Source organism: Dokdonia pacifica (assembly GCF_900188275.1).
Taxonomy (GTDB): domain Bacteria; phylum Bacteroidota; class Bacteroidia; order Flavobacteriales; family Flavobacteriaceae; genus Dokdonia; species Dokdonia pacifica.
In genome coordinates, this window is sequence record NZ_FZNY01000005.1 from 333,726 (window position 1) to 355,184 (window position 21,459).

General features: G+C 34.6%; 12 protein-coding genes. 9 read left to right on the plus strand and 3 right to left on the minus strand.

What is annotated here, in order from left to right; genetic code table 11:
• Positions 1–39 precede the first annotated feature (39 nt).
• The 5 genes from CHB80_RS16180 (at position 40) to CHB80_RS16200 (ending at position 5,497) form a co-directional block, all read left to right on the plus strand.
• Positions 40–1,767, plus strand: coding sequence for a phospho-sugar mutase (locus tag CHB80_RS16180; RefSeq protein WP_089372540.1), 1,728 nt, complete (start codon positions 40–42; stop codon positions 1,765–1,767).
• A 35-nt stretch (positions 1,768–1,802) separates the two neighbouring features.
• Complete coding sequence (locus CHB80_RS16185; protein ID WP_089372541.1) at positions 1,803–3,632, plus strand: ABC transporter ATP-binding protein; 1,830 nt, start codon at positions 1,803–1,805, stop codon at positions 3,630–3,632.
• A 327-nt stretch (positions 3,633–3,959) separates the two neighbouring features.
• On the plus strand, positions 3,960–4,517 hold the full coding sequence (locus CHB80_RS16190) for an RNA polymerase sigma factor (protein ID WP_229746937.1): 558 nt from the start codon (positions 3,960–3,962) through the stop codon (positions 4,515–4,517).
• Between the two features lie 14 nt (positions 4,518–4,531).
• Positions 4,532–5,032: a hypothetical protein gene (locus CHB80_RS16195; RefSeq protein ID WP_089372542.1), complete on the plus strand. Its 501-nt coding sequence runs from the start codon at positions 4,532–4,534 to the stop codon at positions 5,030–5,032.
• A gap of 6 nt (positions 5,033–5,038) precedes the next feature.
• Complete coding sequence (locus CHB80_RS16200; protein WP_089372543.1) at positions 5,039–5,497, plus strand: hypothetical protein; 459 nt, start codon at positions 5,039–5,041, stop codon at positions 5,495–5,497.
• Here CHB80_RS16200 and CHB80_RS16205 read toward each other — a convergent pair.
• On the minus strand, positions 5,481–6,569 hold the full coding sequence (locus tag CHB80_RS16205; protein WP_089372544.1) for a sialidase family protein: 1,089 nt from the start codon (positions 6,567–6,569) through the stop codon (positions 5,481–5,483). The two genes, CHB80_RS16200 and CHB80_RS16205, sit on opposite strands and share 17 nt — an antisense overlap.
• 68 nt (positions 6,570–6,637) lie before the next feature.
• Here CHB80_RS16205 and CHB80_RS16210 point away from each other — a divergent pair, with 68 nt between their 5' ends.
• Positions 6,638–7,849, plus strand: coding sequence for an RsmB/NOP family class I SAM-dependent RNA methyltransferase (locus CHB80_RS16210; protein WP_089372545.1), 1,212 nt, complete (start codon positions 6,638–6,640; stop codon positions 7,847–7,849).
• A 13-nt stretch (positions 7,850–7,862) separates the two neighbouring features.
• Complete coding sequence (locus tag CHB80_RS16215; protein WP_179218194.1) at positions 7,863–8,894, plus strand: endonuclease I family protein; 1,032 nt, start codon at positions 7,863–7,865, stop codon at positions 8,892–8,894.
• Positions 8,895–8,963: 69 nt separating this feature from the next.
• Here CHB80_RS16215 and CHB80_RS16220 read toward each other — a convergent pair whose 3' ends face one another.
• A complete protein-coding gene (locus CHB80_RS16220) occupies positions 8,964–11,915 on the minus strand; it encodes a GEVED domain-containing protein (RefSeq protein ID WP_089372547.1) in 2,952 nt (983 codons plus the stop codon).
• 188 nt (positions 11,916–12,103) lie between these two features.
• Positions 12,104–15,085: a GEVED domain-containing protein gene (locus CHB80_RS16225; RefSeq protein ID WP_089372548.1), complete on the minus strand. Its 2,982-nt coding sequence runs from the start codon at positions 15,083–15,085 to the stop codon at positions 12,104–12,106.
• A gap of 231 nt (positions 15,086–15,316) precedes the next feature.
• On the opposite strand from CHB80_RS16225, the gene purL reads away from it, so the two are divergent.
• Both purL and CHB80_RS16235 read left to right on the plus strand, forming a co-directional pair.
• The gene (gene purL / locus CHB80_RS16230; RefSeq protein ID WP_089372549.1) at positions 15,317–18,982 is read left to right on the plus strand and encodes a phosphoribosylformylglycinamidine synthase; all 3,666 of its coding nucleotides are present in this window, start codon (positions 15,317–15,319) and stop codon (positions 18,980–18,982) included.
• Positions 18,983–19,058: 76 nt separating this feature from the next.
• On the plus strand, positions 19,059–21,440 hold the full coding sequence (locus tag CHB80_RS16235) for a M14 family zinc carboxypeptidase (RefSeq protein WP_089372550.1): 2,382 nt from the start codon (positions 19,059–19,061) through the stop codon (positions 21,438–21,440).
• The last annotated feature ends 19 nt before the right edge of the window (positions 21,441–21,459 follow it).

Consider the following 21,459-nt stretch of genomic DNA (forward strand, 5'->3'; position numbering starts at 1 on the left):
CAAAAACGTATTTTTGTAGTATAATCTTTACGCTAAAAAATGATTTACCACAAACCTGAGATTCTCGAAAAAGCAAACGCTTGGTTAACTGACACTTTTGATACAGAAACACAAGATGCCATAAAAGACACTATTGCCTATAACCCTGAAGAACTAGAAGACAGTTTCTATAAAAATCTGGAATTTGGTACAGGAGGAATGCGTGGTGTGATGGGACCAGGTACCAATAGAATCAATAAATATACATTAGGAAAAAATACGCAAGGACTTTCAAATTACCTTAAAAAAACATTTCCAGAAACACCTATAAAAGTTGCTATTGCCTATGATTGTAGACATAATAGTAAAGAACTTGCAAAGGTAGTAGCCGATGTCTTTTCTGCTAATGGAATAGATGTGTTCTTATTTTCAGACTTACGTCCTACTCCAGAACTAAGTTTTGCCGTAAAACATTTAGATTGCCAGTGTGGTATTGTACTTACTGCAAGTCACAATCCACCGGAGTATAATGGTTATAAAGTATATTGGGTAGATGGAGGACAACTAGTACCGCCACAGGATAAAGAAATTATCCAAGAAATAGAAAGCTTAGATTTTAAAGATATTCAATTTCAAGAGCAAGCAGACCGTATTACATATATTGATAAAGAAGTAGATAAAGCATTTATAGATGCTAGTGTTGCCAATGTAACATCAAATGTGACATCAAGTCAAAAAGAAGAGCTTTCTATTGTCTTTACATCTTTACATGGAACTTCTATAACACTTGTGCCAGATACTTTAAAACAAGCTGGATTTACAAACCTTCATATTGTAGAAGAACAAGCAGTTCCCGACGGAAACTTCCCTACAGTAGACTCTCCAAACCCCGAAGAATCATCGGCACTTCAAATGGCCCTTACGTTAGGAGAAGAGAAAAATGCAGATATCGTTATTGGAACCGATCCTGATTGTGATCGACTAGGAATTGCTGTACGAGGAGACGATGGTAAACTAGCGATTCTCAATGGAAATCAGACCATGATCTTAATGACTGATTATTTATTAGAACGCTTTCGCGAAAGCAAAAACCAGCAGGACAACCCATTTGTAGGATCAACCATTGTATCTACACCTATGATGGATGTTTTAGCACAATCTTATAATGTAGAGTGTAAAATAGGCCTTACTGGTTTTAAATGGATTGCCAAGATGATTCAGGATTTTCCTGAGCAATATTTTATTGGAGGTGGTGAAGAGAGTTTTGGGTATATGGTAGGGGATTTTGTAAGAGATAAAGATGCTGTTACTTCTACATTACTAGCCTGTACTATAGCTGCTAGAGCAAAAGCGCACCAAAAAACATTATATCAAAAACTAAAAGACCTGTATATACAACATGGTTTTTACAAGGAATCTCTGATATCTCTAGTTAAAAAAGGACAATCTGGCGCAGCCGAAATTAAACAGATGCTACTTAATTTGCGTGAAAACCCTATGAAAGAGATTAATGGCAGTAAGGTTGTACGTGTAGAAGATTATCAATCTCAAACAGCAACAAATAGTATGACAGGAGCTACAGAATCTATTGATATACCAGCTTCTAACGTACTTATTTATTACACAGAAGATGGAAGTAAAATTGCTGCTAGACCTAGTGGTACTGAACCAAAAGTAAAGTTTTACATTAGTGTTCAAGCACCATTACATGATCTAGATAGTTATGACACAATTTCAGCACAACTAGATAATCGTATAGCTGGCATAAAAAATGCGTTAGGCGTATAAACTAATTTTGCTTTCGCGAAAGCATATACATTCTTATGAATTATTTCAAGAAGATTCTGCGCTTTGCGCTTCCATATAAAAGATATGGAATTTTAAATATTATTTTTAATGCGCTATACGCACTTTTTGGTACGCTATCATTCATATCGCTAATACCAATGCTTACAGTACTTTTAAAACAAGTACAGCCTAGGTTTATAAAGCTCACATATGAAGATGCATGTTCTCCTAAAGAATATCTTGAAGAAAGCCTCAACTACTTTATAAATACAAAAGTAGAAGAGCACGGTGATGTATATGTATTAGGAATCATGGTAGGAATTGTAATAGTAGTATTCTTCCTTAAAAACCTTTTTGGATATCTAGCCAATTTCTTTATTACTTACTTGCGTAATGGTGTTTTAAAAGATATTAGAGATGTGATGTATAAACGCATCTTAAACTTAAATCTTAGTTTTTATTCAGAAAAACGCAAAGGTGATACTATCGCAAGAATTACATCAGATGTTTTAGAAGTACAACACTCTTTCTTATCTATACTAGAGCTTTTTGTAAGAGAGCCGCTTAATATCATTTTTGCAATAGGTAGTATGATCTTTATAAGTGCAAAGCTTACTTTATTTGTATTTATTTTTATTCCTGTAGCTGGTTTTATAATCTCTCGTATAGGAAAAACACTCAAAAAGAAGTCAAATCAAGTACAAACGGAGCAAGGGTATTTTTTATCACTTGTAGAAGAAACACTTGCCAACTTAAAAATAATAAAAGGTTTTAGTGCCGAAGATCGGTTACAAGAAAAATTTGAAACTTCTACAGAGCGCTTTAAAGACTATAGCAATGCCTTAACACATAGACAAAACTTAGCGTCTCCTGTGAGTGAATTTTTAGGTATCACAGTTATTGGTACATTGTTATGGTATGGAGGTAATATGGTTTTAAACGTAGATTCTGGATTAAATGGAGCTACATTTATTGCCTATATGGGACTTGCTTATCAAATACTTACACCTGCAAAGGCCATTGCAAAGGCAAGCTATTCTGTAAAAAAAGGAGATGCTGCTGCAGCAAGGATTTTAGAAATTATTGAAACAGAATCTGAAATACAAGACGCACCAAATGCGATAACAGCACCACTATTTTCTAAAGAGATTTCTATAGAAAATATTTCTTTTAAATATGATCAAGAAACAGTTTTAGATAATTTTTCACTAAAAGTTCCTAAAGGGCAAACCATAGCTCTTGTTGGACAGTCTGGTTCTGGTAAAAGTACCATTGCAAACTTGGTTACCCGTTTTTATGATGTGCATAAAGGGACTATTAAGTTAGATGGTGTTCCTATTAAAGAAATAACTAAGAAGTCACTTCGTGAGCAAATGGGCTTAGTAACTCAAGATGCTATTCTTTTTAATGATAGTATTAAAAAGAATGTAAACCTTGGTAAGGAGGATGCTACAGATCAAGAAATTATAGAAGCCTTAAAAACCGCTAATGCATGGGAGTTTGTTAAAGAATTACCTGAAGGTATAAATACCAATATAGGTGACGGTGGAGGCAAATTAAGTGGAGGTCAGAAACAACGTCTATCTATTGCTAGAGCTGTATTAAAAAATCCGCCTATTATGATTCTGGACGAGGCAACCTCTGCACTCGATACAGAAAGTGAACGTATAGTCCAAAAAGCACTAGAAAACATGATGCAAAATAGAACCTCTATCGTAATAGCACATCGTTTATCAACAATCCAAAATGCAGATCAAATTATAGTGATGCAAAAAGGAGCTATTGTAGAGCAAGGAAAACATCAAGAACTATTGGACAAAAAAGGAGTCTATAACAACTTAGTTGCTATGCAATCTTTTCAATAAAAAAAAGCTACTTTTAAAAAAGTAGCTTTTTTCAGGTTAAGTTATAAGTTTTATAGATACCACATTTGGGGCTCGCGGTATCAAAAAACATATCAAAATAAAATCAACATATGAATTTGGGGTTTCAGTAGGTCGATCATCGTTCAATGATGGTTCAAATATAATATGAGTTTTTTAAAAAACAAAGAAAAATATGCACTTTATCCGAAAAAATATGCATTTTATCGATGTTTTAAATAACGTAGTATCCATAACTCGTTCATTTCCAGTGAAAAATTAATATTATTTTAAGATTAAACTTTTTCAAAAAAAAAGAGTCAAAGTATCGTGATAGAAACCCAAATAGTAGAAAGTCAACTTATAGAGGACTTAAAAAGGCAACCAAATCGTGTTGCTTTTAATACCTTGGTACAACAATACCAAGAACGTCTCTATTGGCATATTCGGCAAATGGTAAAGAATCATGAAGATACAGATGATGTTTTACAAAATGTTTTTATAAAAGTACACCGCAGTATTCATTCATTTAAAGGTGATAGTAAATTATATACTTGGCTGTATAGAATCGCTACCAATGAAGCCATTACATTTTTAAACAAAAGAGCAAAACAATATCAAATATCTAGTGAAGCTTTACAAGAAAGACTTATAGACTCTTTAGAAAGTGATCCCTATTTTGAAGGGGATCAAATTCAAATCAAATTGCAAAGAGCCATTCAAACGCTTCCTGAAAAACAACAAGCAGTTTTTAGGATGAAGTATTTTGAAGATATTACCTATGATGAAATGAGTGACATTATGGATACATCAGTAGGAGCATTAAAAAGTTCATATCACATTGCAACCAAAAAAATTACTACGTATTTAAAAACACATAGTTTGTAAAATAATAATCAGGAATGGACACAAATAAAGACATACCAAAAAATACGGATTACCAAGTTCCCGAAGACTATTTTATAGATTTTCAAGAACGATTAGAGGTTCAAATAGAATTTGAAGAAATTGTGGGTACAAAAAAGACTTCTGGTTTTATAGTACCCGAAGGTTATTTTTCAACTTTTACAGAAAAGGTTACATCACAAGTTCAAGAAACAACAAAAGTGGTTTCATTATTTAAAACTAAATGGATGTATGCAGTTGCAAGTGTTGCTGCTATTATTATATTGGTATTCCTATTAAGATCGCCAAATACAATAACACCGTTTGAAGATTTAGAAAGTGATACAATAGCTTCATACTTAGAAACAGATAATTATTTAATATCTGACTATGAACTAGGTGAATTACTAACCGATGATGAACTAGATGATTTATCGGATAATATACAATTAGAAGACACAGAGGTACTAGAATACCTTGATATAACAACAGATCCATACGATCTAATGATTCAATAAAATACCATGAAAAAAATAATTATAATCGTACTCTTAGCATTTACAACATTCGCAAATGCTCAAAGACCAAATAAAGAAAAAGTAAAGGCTTTAAAAATAGCTCATATTACTGAACGCGTTGCCCTTTCTTCCGAAGAAGCACAAGCTTTTTGGCCTGTTTACAATACCCATGAAAGTAATATGGAAAATTTAAGGCGTCAAGAGCGCAAGCTCTTAAGTGATCTTAAAAATAATTTTGATCAGTTATCAGAAGAAGAAAGTAAAACTGCTCTTAATACATTATCTAAGCTTTCACAAGATAAATTAAATGAAAAAGAACGTCTTATAACACAACTTAAAGATATCATATCATCAAAAAAAATCCTGACACTATTAAAAGCCGAAGAAGATTTTAAACGTGTTCTTTTTGATCAGATAAGAAAAAGAAGAGGGAAGTTTGGCAATCGCTCTAACGGTGGAATGTGAGTTTAACAAGCTTATTTCTTCCACCTGCATATGCAACACTATCATTTAAGAATCGGAAGCTTAAAAGCGCTTCTTTAGAAACCTCTTTCCAATGATTTCCTCCATCTTGTGAATAGGAAACCCCTGTAAAACCAAGAGCTATGAGCTCTTTTCCTTTACTATTAGGAACATACTGTACGCAACTTTTATATCCTTGATTTGCATTATCTGCGGTAGTTGTCCAGCTTTTTCCACCATCTTTAGTAATCGCTATATTTGAAATAACGCCCTCGGGTTGTGTATAATCACCTCCATATATAATCCCAGTATAAGCATCATAAAAGTCCATGGTATAGGCTCCTGAAGTTGCCGTTCCTTGTTGTATAGGAGTTTCATATAATTGCCATGTTTTCCCTTTATCAGAGCTATATAAAATACGTGACTTTATTCCTCCAGTTACAATCCAAGTATGATCATCTATCACTTTAATATTTGTATCGCTTGCCGCGAAAGCAGCTTCACCAGCAACAGTTGCTGGTATTGAACTACAATCTTTCTTTTGCCATGTCGCTCCACCATCTCTTGTGATAATAATTGATAAACAACCATCTACTGGATCACCCATAGCGATTCCCTCCTGATCATTCCAAAAGGTCATTGCATCATAAAAAACACCTTCTACTTGTTCTATATACACTAAATCAATTTTTCCAGTTGTTTTATGTATTTGATATAATAATGCAGGATTATCTATACTTAGCACAAAAAAAGCATCTTTTGTATTTGCTAATGATCTAAACGCTGGTTTTTTATCTAAAAAATCTATCACTCCGCTATTCTTTGATTTAAAATAAGCAGGAATAATAGTTGAACCTTTTGTTACAGTTTCTGTATTTATTTCAAAATAACCATACTTGCCATTACTTCCTGCAAAAAGCACTTCTTTATTAGACACCTCTACAGCTCTAATGCTTGTAGAATCAGAATAAATCTCTTCCACTGTTACGTTAGAAATAGGAGAAAAAATAACGGTAGCTTCTTTTTTTGCACAAGAACAACAAGAAATAATGAATATAAAAATGATGATTCGCATGGTTTAAATTTTATCAAAAATAGAACTATTAATAGAAGAAGCAATACCTTTGCACCATAATAGAAATTATGAAATTACATCGCAATCTTGTTTTTGCTGCTGTAGATGCTTTAAATCTTATTTTTAATGAAGAAAAGCAAGCAGACAAAGTATTAAAACAAGTACTCAAATTTGATAAACGCTGGGGTGCTCGTGATCGAGGGTTTATAGCAGAAACTGTATATGATATTGTACGCTGGAAACGCTTATACTCTGAAATTGCCGAAGTAAAAGCTCCCTACTCTAGACCTAACCTTTTTAGGCTTTTTGCTGTATGGGCAACTTTAAGAGGAATCACAATTCCTGATTGGAAACAAATAGAACCTGTACCTACAAGACGTATTAAAGGAAAGTTTGATGAATTATCTAAAATTAGAAAGTTCAGAGAATCTATTCCAGATTGGATGGATAGTGTGGGAGAAGAAGCATTAGGAAAACAGTGGGATAAGGAACTTGCTGCGCTTAACCAGCAAGCGCCTGTTGTTTTAAGAGCTAATAGCCTTAAGACGACTCCTAAAGAATTAAGAAATATTCTAGCCGATCAAGATATAGATACTAAACTGGTAGATGCCTATCCAGATGCGGTTCAATTACTAGAGCGTAAAAACGTATTTACATCGCAAGCATTTAAAAACGGTTTTTTTGAAGTGCAAGATGCTTCTTCACAAAGAGTGGCTCGTTATCTAGATGTAACGCCTGGAATGCGTGTTGTAGATACCTGTGCTGGAGCTGGAGGAAAAACACTTCATCTAGCGGCTCTTATGGAAAATAAAGGGCAAGTCATTGCTATGGATATCTATGAAGGAAAGCTTAAAGAGTTAAAAAGACGTGCTAAACGTGCCGGTGCTCATAATATAGAAACACGTGTGATTGATAGCACAAAAGTGTTTAAAAAATTATATGGAAAAGCAGATAGAGTGTTAATAGATGCACCATGTACAGGGTTAGGTACCATTAAGAGAAGTCCTGATCTTAAATGGAAGCTTCAACCAGATTTTGTACAAAAAGTAGTAGACCGTCAAGCATCACTTCTAGCATCTTATAGCAAAATGGTAAAGCCAGGAGGTAAAATGGTATATGCTACTTGCTCTATACTCCCTAAAGAAAATCAAGAACAAATTAAAGCCTTTTTAGCCACTGAAGAGGGAACAAATTTTACACTAGTTAAAGACGAAAAAATAAGTCCAGCTAAAACTGGATATGATGGATTCTATATGGCTTTGCTTTCGCGAAAAGCGTAAAAAAAATGAAAAAATGAAAAGAATAATACTATTATTTACAACAATCTGTGCAATACAACTTCATGCACAACAACCATATTATGACGATGTAGATCTTTCACTTACTGGGTTAGATTTATATTTAGAATTACAATTAAAACTATCTGTTTTTAACGAAGATTATACGTATGGAGATGTAAGAGATTCATTTTTAATTACAGATGTTGACCCAACTAACAGTAATGATGTCCTGTTAGTATATGGTTTTAATGATACAGATGGTGATTGCACTACAGATAGAACTAGAGATAGTGATAATTTTGGAGGCGATCCTTGTGAATATAATCGCGAACATGTATTCCCAAGAAGTAGATCTGAACCTCCTATGGGAGATGCTGTAAACAGTGCTACTGGAATTGTAGCCGACCCTCATAATTTACGCCCAAGTGATGTGCAACGTAATGGAAATAGAGGTTCTAAAAAATTTGATAATGGATCTGGAAATTCTGGAGACGTAAATTCTGGAAATTGGTATCCTGGAGATGAATGGAAAGGGGATGTAGCTCGTATTATTATGTATATGTATGTACGATATGGAGAGCAATGTCTTCCTGAATTTACAGGGATAGGGTCTACACAAGGAGATACAGATATGTTGCAAGTATTCTTAAATTGGAATGTAGAAGATCCTGTTTCTGAAGTTGAACAACAACGTAACCCTCAGTTAGAAATTGAATATGGTAGTCGTAATCCTTTTATAGACAACCCAAGTTTTGCAACTTTAATTTGGGGAGGTCCCCCCGCAGAAGATCCTTTTGATCTTTTAAGTACTGATGAGTTTTCTATACCTAGTTTAGAAATGTATCCAAACCCAGCAAGTGCATCTGTATCAATAACGACGACACAACCATTACAAGCAATTGCTATTTATGATATTACTGGGAAGTTAGTATTAGAAACAACATCTGATGTTACGATGTCTTCTATTGTAAATACTTCTAATTTTAAAAAGGGACTTTACCTTGTTCAAACGCAAGGAATTACTCAAAAACTTATTATTAAATAATAGATTTTTATCTATATAAAAATAAAAAAGCGGGCTATGGCCCGCTTTTCTTATATATAAATACACGTTTTATTTTACAATAATTCGTGCTGTTCTATAAGTTTGAGGATTTTGACTTCCTAAACGAATAATGTATACTCCTGATGCCATAGCACTCATGTCTAATGTCATTCCAAATCCAGTGCTAGTCTTAGCAATTGGTTTGTATTTAAGCTGTTGTCCAAGTGTATTATAAACAGCTATAAACAAACGATCATCAAAACTTGTTGTGAAATTAATATCAAAAATATTATTATCTAATGTACTTACAACGAGTCCTCCATCATCAATAGCTTGCTCTTCTGCGCTTAATGTTCCAGTGATGTTTGCAGTATAATCATTAGTTCTACCAAATTGTAAATCTCCACAAGGATCTAATACATCTCCAGCTGTACTTTCATCTTCACCTCTAAGTCTCATTCTGTGTTCTCCCGCTGTTACTGCAGGGATATTTTCAAAATCAACTGTAAATGCAAAATCTGTGTTTGCAGAAGCAACAAATTCATTTGCTACTAATTCTTCAGTTTCAAAAATATTATTATCATTAAAATCTATCCATAGTGCAAATACAGAATCATTGAATCCCATCTGTAACACCCCTTCAAACGGGTTACTATCTAGTGCAAAATTAAATACGATATCTGTATCATCACTGTATCCATCTGGAGAATTTCCACAGTTTGTAGTAATATCTTGATCTGCTAATGCAAATTCTGTAACACCGTCATCAAATCCAGCACAATTAGATGTTGGTTGACAAATAGTATTTGTTATTGTTACACAGGTAGTGTCATTAGAAGTGTCTGAATCACCAGTAAGGTTTGTAGATGCACAAAGATTATACTCTTGGAATCCAGATACATCTATAGTTTGAGCAAATGTATAATCAACGGTTTCTCCAGAAGAGATAGTTCCTGTAAATGTTTCTGTTGTAACCGCTCCATCTAAATCAAAAGATACTTCAAAACCAGTTTGATCTGCAGATCCAAAATTTTGTATGGTAATGATTACATCTTCAGCATCTGTAAGGTTTTCTCCAGTCTCTGGAGCTACAATAGCAACAACACCTACATCATCCATTGATAAATGCTTTACTTCTTTTGTCATACAATCATTACAATCAAACTCATCACCAGCTAGTGAAGTACAAACTGTAATACTATATTCTTGTCCTTCTACCGATAAATCTAAAGTTTGTGTAAATGTATACGTTACTGAAGCTCCTGGAGCAATAGGTCCTGCTACAACTTCATTGGCAACTACTGTCCCATCAAGACTTAAAGATATAGGAACATTTGAAATTTCTTGAATTCCAAAGTTTCTTACCTGTACCTCTACAGTCTCTGTAGTAGTTAATGCGCCATCAGATGGAGATAAAATCATACCTGAACCAGCATCTAAATCTAATCCATTTGAAAGGTTAAATGATGCAACACGAGTTACCCATGAATTATTAGAAGCGAAATACTCTGCAGTATGCCAGAAAGTAAAATTATCTGGATCCATTGATAATTGTGAATAATCACCAAATCTATTGGTAGTTGTTTGTACACCTACTCCATCTACAATAGTCTCTTCAGGAATGGTCATTTCTCCTAATGGATCATCTTGATATCTTCCTGTGTATGCTATTCCTACTGGTGTATCTGGTCCTCCAACATTAAAAGCTAGACCAATATTACCTTGCTCATCTATAGCTCCACTTCCCATAAAACGACTATTTCCGTCTGCTGGTGCATATGTTCCTTCTTGATAAACGTCCCAATCATCGGTATCAGAATCTCTTAATTCAATCCAACGAACTCCTGCTGTAGAATTATCACCTTCTACATCAACATTAAAAGTAACTAGCCAAGAATTATGATCTGCAAACGATCTATAATGAGCAGCATAAGAAATTACTCCCGTAATCATGTCAATACGTTGTGCTGCTCCAGGCTGTTGCAATTCACCAGCACCAAAAGGAGCTAGAAAAGAATCAAAAGGAGCTACAGGGATTTCAAGTGGTGCTGATACTGAAGAATTTCCTGGTGTAACAAAATCAATATCAAGTTCCCAAACTTTTAAATGATCAAAAGCTGCTCCCCAACCATCATCCTGTAAATACGTGATATATCCTGGACTAGAAGGATCAAAGTCTGTTCCTGTAAGGTATGCTGGTTCAGGACTAAATACTGTATTCGGATTATTAATCACACCTGGTAATGTAAACCCTAAAATTTGTGGGTCTGCTCCTCCTGCAAGCATAACATCTCTTTCAAGAGCAAATATATTTTGTCCTGATTTATTAGCTGTCATATAATATGCATCATGCCAAACAGCATAATGAGGATAATCTGGAAAAGAACTTAATGGAAATTCATATAAGAAATAAGCGCCTGTGGGATCTGGTGTTTCAGAAACAGCAATCGCTAGTCCATTATTTGAAAGATTAAATTGACTCACAAACCAACGATCTGCAAGTTGATCATACATAATAATTGGATCTCCGCTATTTTGACCATCACCAATAAAGTTACCTAAAGAGGTAGGTCCAGCAAGTACATTACCAGATTTATCAAAAATTTTAACCACTACATTTACAGCATTTACATAGTGATTCGGTCCAACAGCTCCTGATGGATCTGGTGGAAGCGCTCCTCCTTCTGCAGCAGTAATTCCAACAAAGTTTTCGCCATTATTACAACTAGCTCTCTGCTGAAATGCAGCAGTAGCAGCGTTATTAATTGCAGATTGCCTTAAAGGGTCTCCATCTAAAGGAAGTGCATTTTCGACTTCATATCCATTTACAGGAAAATTATTAGGTACAATTCTTAAATCGGACTTACCTTCATGTGCTTCTGAAATAACAGGAAAGTCGCGTAAGGGTATCGTTTTGCCAAGGAAAGTTCCTTGTCCAATTGACTCAGGTGCCGCAGCATCTTGAGCAAACAAGTTAAGCGTGGCAAATAATGCCAACGCAAGTAAGATAGTTTTTTTCATAAAGTGTAGTTTTCTTAGTTTAAGAACAACTAAGATATGCATTTTCCTACCTATATACATAATATATTTATATCTATTACGATTTCAGGCACCAAACACCTTATTTCACCTTAAACACCTTGTTTTAAAAAGTTTACACAACAAAAAATGCGGGCATTGCCCGCATTTTTTGTTGTGTAACTCTAATTCTATTTCACTAAAATCTTTTTTGTTATAAATCGACTTGAACCTGTAGTCATCATTTTAACAAAATAAACACCAGAAGCTACATTAGACATATCTAACGCCACATTAAATGTATTTCCTTCTCTTTGTACTGGTTTATATTTTAATTGTTGTCCTAGTGAATTATAAACACCAATAAATATAGTTCCATCTACTACTGAAGTTAATTGCACGTCAAATTTCTCATTGTCTAAAGTCGAAATTATAAATTCTGAATTTGCAAATGCAATATCATCTACTCCTAATGTATCATCAATAATCACTGTATAATCTTGAACTTCTCCAAAAGAAAAACTAGAACATGCTTCATTGATATCACCTGCAGCAGATGTATCTATCGCTTTTGCTCTTAAGATATGACTTCCTAATGGCGATCCAACAGGTATAGTCAAAGTAAAATCTTCAAGAACTCCTACTTGTTGGAAAAATTCTCCAGCAATGAGTTGTTCTGAATCTTCAAAATCACCATTATCATTAAAATCAATCCAGACAGATAAAGCTTCTACACCAGGGCCACCTGGCCAGTTTTGCTGTGCTTGTAATATGTACTCATTTTGACCATCTACATTACTCAATGTAGTAGATAAGTCTGTTCTATTTGCATATCCTTGAGGTCCTCCTTCAGGTTCTGTATTACAACCATTCCCACCATCATCAGCATTAATAGTATTTAATACAAATTGCTTGATTCCATCTATATTACAACCTTGAGTAGCCATAGGCATACAGATATTTAATAATTCAATACTTGTCTCATCATTAGATGGATCTTGATCTCCAGCTAAATTTGTTCTTGCAACAATCGTATGATTTCCAGCTACTGTGACATCTGCTTGTGTTGTAAATGTATAGCTCACTGTAGAGTTTGCTGGAACGTTTCCTGTAAATGTTTCTACTACTGGAGCTTCTGCATCTAAGATATATTGAACCTCAAAATTAGATTGTGCAACTCCTCCAAAATTAGTAATATCTACAGTTACGTCTTCTACTCCTAACATACCTGAAGTAGGTGACGTAATAGCACTTACACCTAAATCATCTGCCAATAAATGTGTTACTTCAATAGATGCGTCATCATTTACAGGTTGTTGATCTCCATCTAATAATGTATTGGCTGAAATTACATACGTTTGACCTTCTATATTTAAATCTAATGTAGCTGTAAACATATAATTTACAGATTCTCCACCAGGTATAGTTCCTGTAAATGTTTCGTTAGCAATAAGAGCGCCATCTAATCTTAATTCTAAAGGAATATTAGATTGATCATCTGTCCCAAAGTTTCTTATAATAATTTCTACAGTTTCTGAATCGGTAAGATCACCAGTCTCTGGAGATATAAAACCGTTTACACCTACATCTGTAGCAAATCCATCTGAAAGTCTAAAAGAAGCAATTCGTGTAGCCCAAACATTATTTGATGAAAAATACTGACTCGTATGCCAAAATGTAAATTCATTTGGATCTAATGTCATATGCGCATAATCTCCAAAACGATTTGAATTCGTTTGTACGCCTGGTCCATCAAATATCACATTTTCTTCTACTGTCATTTGTCCTAAAGGATCTGAAGCAAATCGACCTGTATGACGAATACCAACAGGCATATCACCACTACCAATATTATAAGCAAGTCCTATGTTACCTTGAGCATCCATAGCAGCACTACTCATAAAACGACTATTTCCATCATCTGGCGCAAACGTTCCTTCTTGAAATAATGTCCATGTATCATCTGCATCTGTATTTCGAAGTTCTATCCATCTAATCCCTGATGTATCATTTCCATCCACATCTACATTAAATGTAATTAACCAAGAATTATGATCTTCAAAAACTCTGTAATTTGCCATATAAGATATGATACCACCTTGACCTGCTAATTCTTGAGCAGTTCCTGGCTGATCAATTTCTCCAACTCCAAAAGCAGCAAATAACGAATCAAATGCATCTACAGGTATTTCTTGTGGGTTTGCAGAGATCGTAGAGTTTCCAATATCATCCCAATCAATAACAGCCTCCCAAATCAACAATTGATCTGTATCTATATTTCCATTCCATGAATCATCCTGTAAATACACGAAAAAACCTGGTGAGTTTTCTGGTGTTGCAAAACCTGTTAGGTTTGCAGATGCAGCGCTAAAAATAGTAGTTGGATTTGCAAATTGTCCTGTAAGATTAAGTCCTACTATTTGTGCATCTGGATCTCCAGCTAGCATAGCATCACGCTCCAATACAAAAACTTCTCTTGGGTTAAATCCACCACCACCACCATTACCATTGGTAGTAAGATAATAGCCATCTGGCCATATAGAGTAATGTGGATAATCTTCAAATTGCCCATTAAGAATTTCATAAAGGTTATATGCTCCCGCAGGATCTGAAGTCTCTGAAATAGCAATTAATAAAGAATTTGCTCCCTGTCCAAACTCGCTCACTAACCACCTATCGGCTAGTTGATCATATAAAACTATTGGATCTCCACTATTAGAAGGGTTTCCTAAAAAAGTTCCTAAGGCTACAGGACCAACCTCTAAATCACCATCTTTCGAAAAAATTGCAATAGAAGAGTTAACAGCTTGCACATAATGATTAGGTCCTACTGCTCCTGTAGGATCAGGAGGAACAAACCCTGTTGCACCTATTCCTATAAAATTAGCTTCAATAGCATCTGGTGCTAATAATGGTCCCATTTCTCTTTGTATTGTAGCTTCAGGATCAGACTGACCTTCTACTAAATTATCAAAAGAGCCTTCATAACGGTTGGGTACAATAATAAGTTCATCTACGCCAAAGTCATGATTTTGCGCAGTTGGAAGATCTCTAAGTGCTTGTGTCTTCCCTTTAAAAACAGCTTGAGAAACCTGACTAGGTCCATTGGTCTCTTGTGCAAACATCCCTATACTTAGAAAGAAGATTGCAATAAAAAATAATTGTTTTCTCATATAATGGTTGATTTCTTTACTTTAAAACAATTTAAAGATACAATTTCCTACCTGTAAACGTGTATTATACATATTGAATCTAATTAATTCAAATCATCACAAATACATACATATTAACAGGCATCAAAAAAATCTGTTTATAATATATACAACCTATGCGTTATTCATCGTGTGTATTTTGCTTAAAAAATGTAAATTTGCGCCTTTAAATAACATCACATACTTACCTGTATGATTTACTTCTTCGGAAATCCAAAAGAAACTGTATTTGCAGTTCAAAGTAATCAAGATTTAACTCAAGAAGATAGCCAAAAGCTAGTGTGGCTTTTTGGCAATCAACCTAAGATAGAAGCGTCCACAATAGACGCTTTTTTTATTGGACCAAGAGCAACAATGATAACACCATGGAGTACAAATGCTGTTGAAATCACTCAAAATATGGGGATTAAAAACATCATTCGTATAGAAAAGTTTTCTTCCTCTACAGAGGATGATACTTCTTTTGATCCCATGATTTCTCAAAAATACACTGTACTTAGTCAAGATATTTTCACTTTTGACATAGAACCAGAACCTATTATTGAGCTTGATGATATTAGAACGTATAATGAACAAGAAGGACTCGCTTTAAGTGAAGAAGAAGTTGTTTATTTGGAAGAAGTATCCAAAAAAATAGGTAGAAAACTTACAGATTCGGAAGTTTTTGGATTTAGTCAAGTAAACTCAGAACACTGTCGTCACAAGATTTTTAATGGAACCTTTGTGATAGATGGAAAAGAAATGCCCTCTTCTTTGTTTAAACTTATTAAAAAAACGTCTGCAGAAAATCCGAATACTATCGTATCTGCTTATAAAGATAATGTAGCATTTACTGAAGGACCTCGGGTTACGCAATTTGCACCAAAAACTGCCGATAAGCCAGATTTCTATCAAGAAACAGAATTTGACAGTGTCATTTCGCTTAAAGCGGAAACCCATAATTTCCCAACAACAGTTGAGCCTTTTAATGGAGCTGCTACAGGATCTGGAGGTGAAATTAGAGATCGACTTGCAGGAGGGAAAGGATCTTTACCACTAGCAGGCACAGCAGTATATATGACGCCATATTCAAGACTACTGGAAGATAGACCTTGGGAACAAAATATGCCCGCTAGAAAATGGCTATACCAAAATCCAATAGATTTACTGATTAAAGCTTCTAATGGAGCATCAGACTTTGGAAATAAATTTGGACAACCCTTAATTACAGGATCAGTACTCACCTTTGAACATGAAGAAGAAGGACGTAGGTTAGGATACGATAAAGTAATTATGCAAGCTGGTGGAATAGGTTATGGAAAAAAAGATCAAGCCCTTAAAGACACTCCTAACAATGGTGACAAAATAGTCATCTTAGGAGGAGAAAACTACCGTATTGGTATGGGAGGTGCTGCAGTATCATCTGCAGATACTGGTGCTTTTAGCTCTGGTATTGAATTAAATGCCATACAACGTTCTAATCCAGAAATGCAAAAACGTGCTGCAAATGCCATACGAGGCCTTGTAGAAAGTGAAGAAAACCCTATTGTTTCTATACATGATCATGGAGCTGGAGGCCACTTAAATTGCCTTTCTGAACTTGTAGAAGAAACTGGAGGTCATATAGATTTGGATCAACTTCCTGTAGGTGATAAAACACTCTCTGCCAAAGAAATTATTGGTAATGAATCACAAGAACGCATGGGACTTGTGATTGGTGAAAAAGACATGGAAACACTTAAGCGTATTTCTGAACGTGAGCGTTCACCAATGTACGAAGTAGGAAATGTTACCAATGATCATCGTTTTGCTTTTGTGAGTAAAACTACTGGGGAATCTCCAATGAATCTTGCATTAGAAGACATGTTTGGTAGTTCTCCTAAAACAGTAATGACTGATACAACGATTGATCGCGCATATAAAAACCCGACCTATCAATTAGAAAACTTTCATGATTATCTAGAACAAGTACTACAATTAGAAGCTGTGGCTTGTAAAGATTGGCTTACTAATAAAGTAGACCGTTGCGTAGGAGGTCGTGTCGCAAAACAACAATGTGCTGGTCCTATACAACTCCCTCTTAATAATGTAGGAGTTATGGCACTAGATTATAAAAGCACTGAAGGTATTGCTACTTCTATAGGACACTCTCCCGTAAGCGGGCTTATCGATCCTGTAGCTGGAAGTAAAAATAGTATTGCAGAAGCTTTAACCAATATTGTATGGGCACCACTTACTGATAATTTAAAATCTGTGAGTCTATCTGCAAATTGGATGTGGCCTTGTAAAAACGAAGGTGAAGATGCTCGTTTATATAAAGCAGTACAAGCTATTTCTGACTTTGCAATAAATTTAGGTATCAATGTGCCTACTGGAAAGGATAGCCTTTCTATGAAACAAAAGTATCCTGATGGAGATGTAATTGCACCAGGAACTGTTGTTATCTCTGCTGCTGGAAGCTGTAATAATATCAATAAAGTTGTAGAGCCTGTTCTTAAAAAAACCAGAGGAAATATTTATTATATAAATATGTCTCAAGACACCTATAAATTAGGCGGATCTAGTTTTGCACAAGTATGTAAAACCATCGGTAATGAGGCACCTTCTATTATAGATGATTCCGCTTTCGCGAAAGCGTTTAATACCTTACAATATCTTATTAAAAATGATTTGATTTTGGCAGGACATGACGTGGCTAGTGGAGGACTTATCACCACCTTATTAGAAATGTGTTTTGCAGATACTGAATTAGGCGCAACTATAGATCTTTCCGATTTAGGAGAGCAAGATCTTATCAAAGTATTGTTTGCTGAAAACGCTGGAGTAGTATTTCAAGCCAAAGATGACTCCGTAGAAAGCATACTCTCTGAGCAAGGAATTCCATTTTCAAAAATTGGATCAGTGACACACTCAGATACATTAGAAATTAAAAATCACGGTGTAGAACTTGGACTTACTGTTTCTTCTTTAAGAGATACTTGGTATAAAACGTCTTATCTATTAGACAGTAAACAAACAGCAAATAATCTTGCTAAAGAGCGTTTTGATAATTATAAACTACAACCTTTAAGATATATATTCCCAGGTCATTTTACAGGAAAGCTTCCTCAAATAGATGCTAGCAAACCTCGTCCAAAAGCGGCTATTTTAAGAGAGAAAGGGAGTAATTCTGAAAGAGAAATGGCAAATGCTATGTATCTAGCTGGTTTTGATGTAAAAGACGTTCATATGACAGATTTAATATCTGGAAGAGAAACATTGGAAGATATTCAATTTATAGGTGCTGTTGGTGGTTTTTCTAATAGTGATGTACTAGGATCTGCAAAAGGTTGGGCTGGAGCTTTCTTATATAATGAAAAAGCAAATAAAGCTTTAAAAAACTTTTTTGCTAGAGAAAATACAATGTCTATCGGGATTTGTAATGGATGTCAATTATTCTTAGAACTAGATCTCATCAATCCTGAACATGAAAGACTTGCTAAAATGACTTATAATGATTCCAAAAAACACGAAAGTAGTTTTACAAGTGTTACCATAGGAAATACAAATAGTATCATGATGTCTACCTTAATAGGCACAACAATGGGTGTATGGATAAGTCATGGAGAAGGGAAATTTAACCTCCCTATGGAAGAGTGGCATTATAAAATAGTAGCTAAATATGAGTATGCAAATTATCCAGCAAACCCTAATGGTTCTGATTATGATACTGCAATGCTTTGTGATATAACGGGTAGACACTTAGTAACTATGCCACATATAGAGCGCTCAATATTTCCTTGGAACTGGGCACATTATATAGATGGAAAGCATGATGAAGTATCACCGTGGATAGAAGCATTTGTAAATGCTCGTGAATGGATTGAAAAAAATAGTTAGAAAATGTAATTTCTAGGTAGGAAATCCTACTATTAAATTGTTTTTATACTATACTACAATAAAACCTCCTTGATTAATGAAAAATATTTACTTGATTATATTCTTACTTTCTTTTTTTGCTATATCTGCTCAAGAAAAACTAGAAACATACCAACGTGCTAAAATATCTTTTAATCAAGATAGTGACCTATTTAGATTACAACAGCTTGATATTCCAGCTGATCATGGAATTAAGAAGAAAGATCACTTCATCATTTCAGATTTTTCTGTTAGTGAATTAGAACGTGCTCGTATAAATGGTTTTCAAGTAGAAGTACTTATTGAGGATATAAGAGCACATGCTGCAGAACAAAATAGATTAAACACTCCTCTACAGAGAAATGCAAGCTGTAGTGAAGATACAGGTGCAGTCTACCCTACTCCAGATAACTTCAATTTAGGATCTTTAGGCGGATATATGACATATCAAGAATTTCTAGATGAATTAGATGATATGCATGACCTATACCCTAATTTAATTACTGCCAGAGATGGAATAAGTGATTTCTTAACTGAAGGACAAGCTGACAACTCTGTGACACCATCTATAGGAGACAATAGAATAGAATGGGTTAAAATAAGTGATAACCCTAATGAGACTAATGAAGGGGAAGCACAAATACTCTATACGGGTATTCATCACGCTCGAGAATTTGCTACATTATCAGAGTTAATTTTCTATATGTGGTATTTATTAGAAAACTATGAAACTGATGCTGAAGTACAGAGTATCGTAAATAACACAGAACTTTATTTTGTTCCTGTTGTAAATCCTGATGGATATTTATACAATCAAGTATTGGATCCTACAAATGGGCAAGGATTCTGGCGTAAGAATAGAAAAAATGGTAATGGAGTAGATAACAATCGTAACTATGATTACCACATTAATGGTGATCCAAATAATGGTTCTTGGGGAGGACCAGGCGCTTCAAATAATCCAGGTTCTGAAGTATATCACGGCCCTTCTGCATTTTCTGAAGTAGAAAACCAAGCTATCAAATGGTTTGTCGAGCAACACAATTTTGTAATTGCATTAAATAATCACTCGTTCGGAAGATTATTATACTACCCATTTGGTTATGCAGATGTAGCAACGCCTGATGATGCACTATATCAAGGAATAGGAGCTGAACTAACATCATTAAATGGTTATAACGCATTAAGAGATTCTCCTTTCTCTGGAGATAGTGATGATTTTATGTATGGTACGGTAGGAACGCATGACAAGATATTTGCATTTACACCTGAAATAAATAATTCTTTCTATCCGCCTTCAAATCAAATTGAAGATATTGCTAGAGAGATGATGTTCTTGAATCTTACAGCTGCAAAAATGACTAATAATTTTGCAACATTATCTGATACTTCTTCTCTATTTATTGATACAACTACACCCGATGCTTCTTTTAATATTAGACGTTTAGGCATCAATGGATCTGGAGATTTTACAGTAAGCATAAATCCAGTATCTAGTAATATTATAAGTGTAGATACTCCTGCTACATTTTCTGGTCTTGCAACATTAGAAGATCAAGACGGTAGTATTGGATTTACCTTATCAAATAGCATTGTAGCAGGCGATATCGTAGACTATGAACTTGTCGTTAATAATGGCTCTTTTGATACATCAATTTTTATTTCTAAGATATTTGGAGAATCAGAACAGGTATTCTTTGATGATGGAAGTAGTTCAACAACAAACTTTGAGACAAATGATTGGGGAATTACAGACGATTTCTTTGAGTCGGCACCAACTTCTATCACTGATTCTCCAAATGGAAATTATAGCAATGATGAAAATTCATCTATTGTAATAAATACACCTGTAGATTTAACAGATGCATTATCTGCTTCTGTATCATTTTATGCTAGATGGGAGATTGAAAACACATGGGATTATGTACAGTTTGAAATCTCAACTGATAATGGTTCGACTTGGATTCCTCAGTGTGGAAACTTTACAACAGAGGGAACAAACATACAACCCCTTGGTGAGCCACTATACGATGGTACTCAATCTGAGTTTGTATTAGAAGAAATTTCTCTTTCAGACTATCTTGGAGAAGAAATTATCGCTAGATTTCAATTAGTTTCTGATGACCAAGTAAGAAGAGATGGTTTTTACTTTGATGATCTAGAGTTTCTAGTAGTAAACGAAGAGGAACTATCTGTAGGAGAAAGTATTCTTGAAAATTTCACTGTTTTTCCAAATCCTGTAAAAGATATTTTAACCGTACAAGCTCCACAAGGAGCATATACTACAACGGTATACAATATACAAGGACAGCGTGTTTCTGCAACAACAGAACACACTGGAAGTGCTCAGTTAGATTATAGCAGCTATGCAAATGGTATTTACTTTGTAAAAATAGCTTCAAACAATGCATTAAAGACTATTAAAGTGATTAAAGAATAAATTCCATACACTAAATATT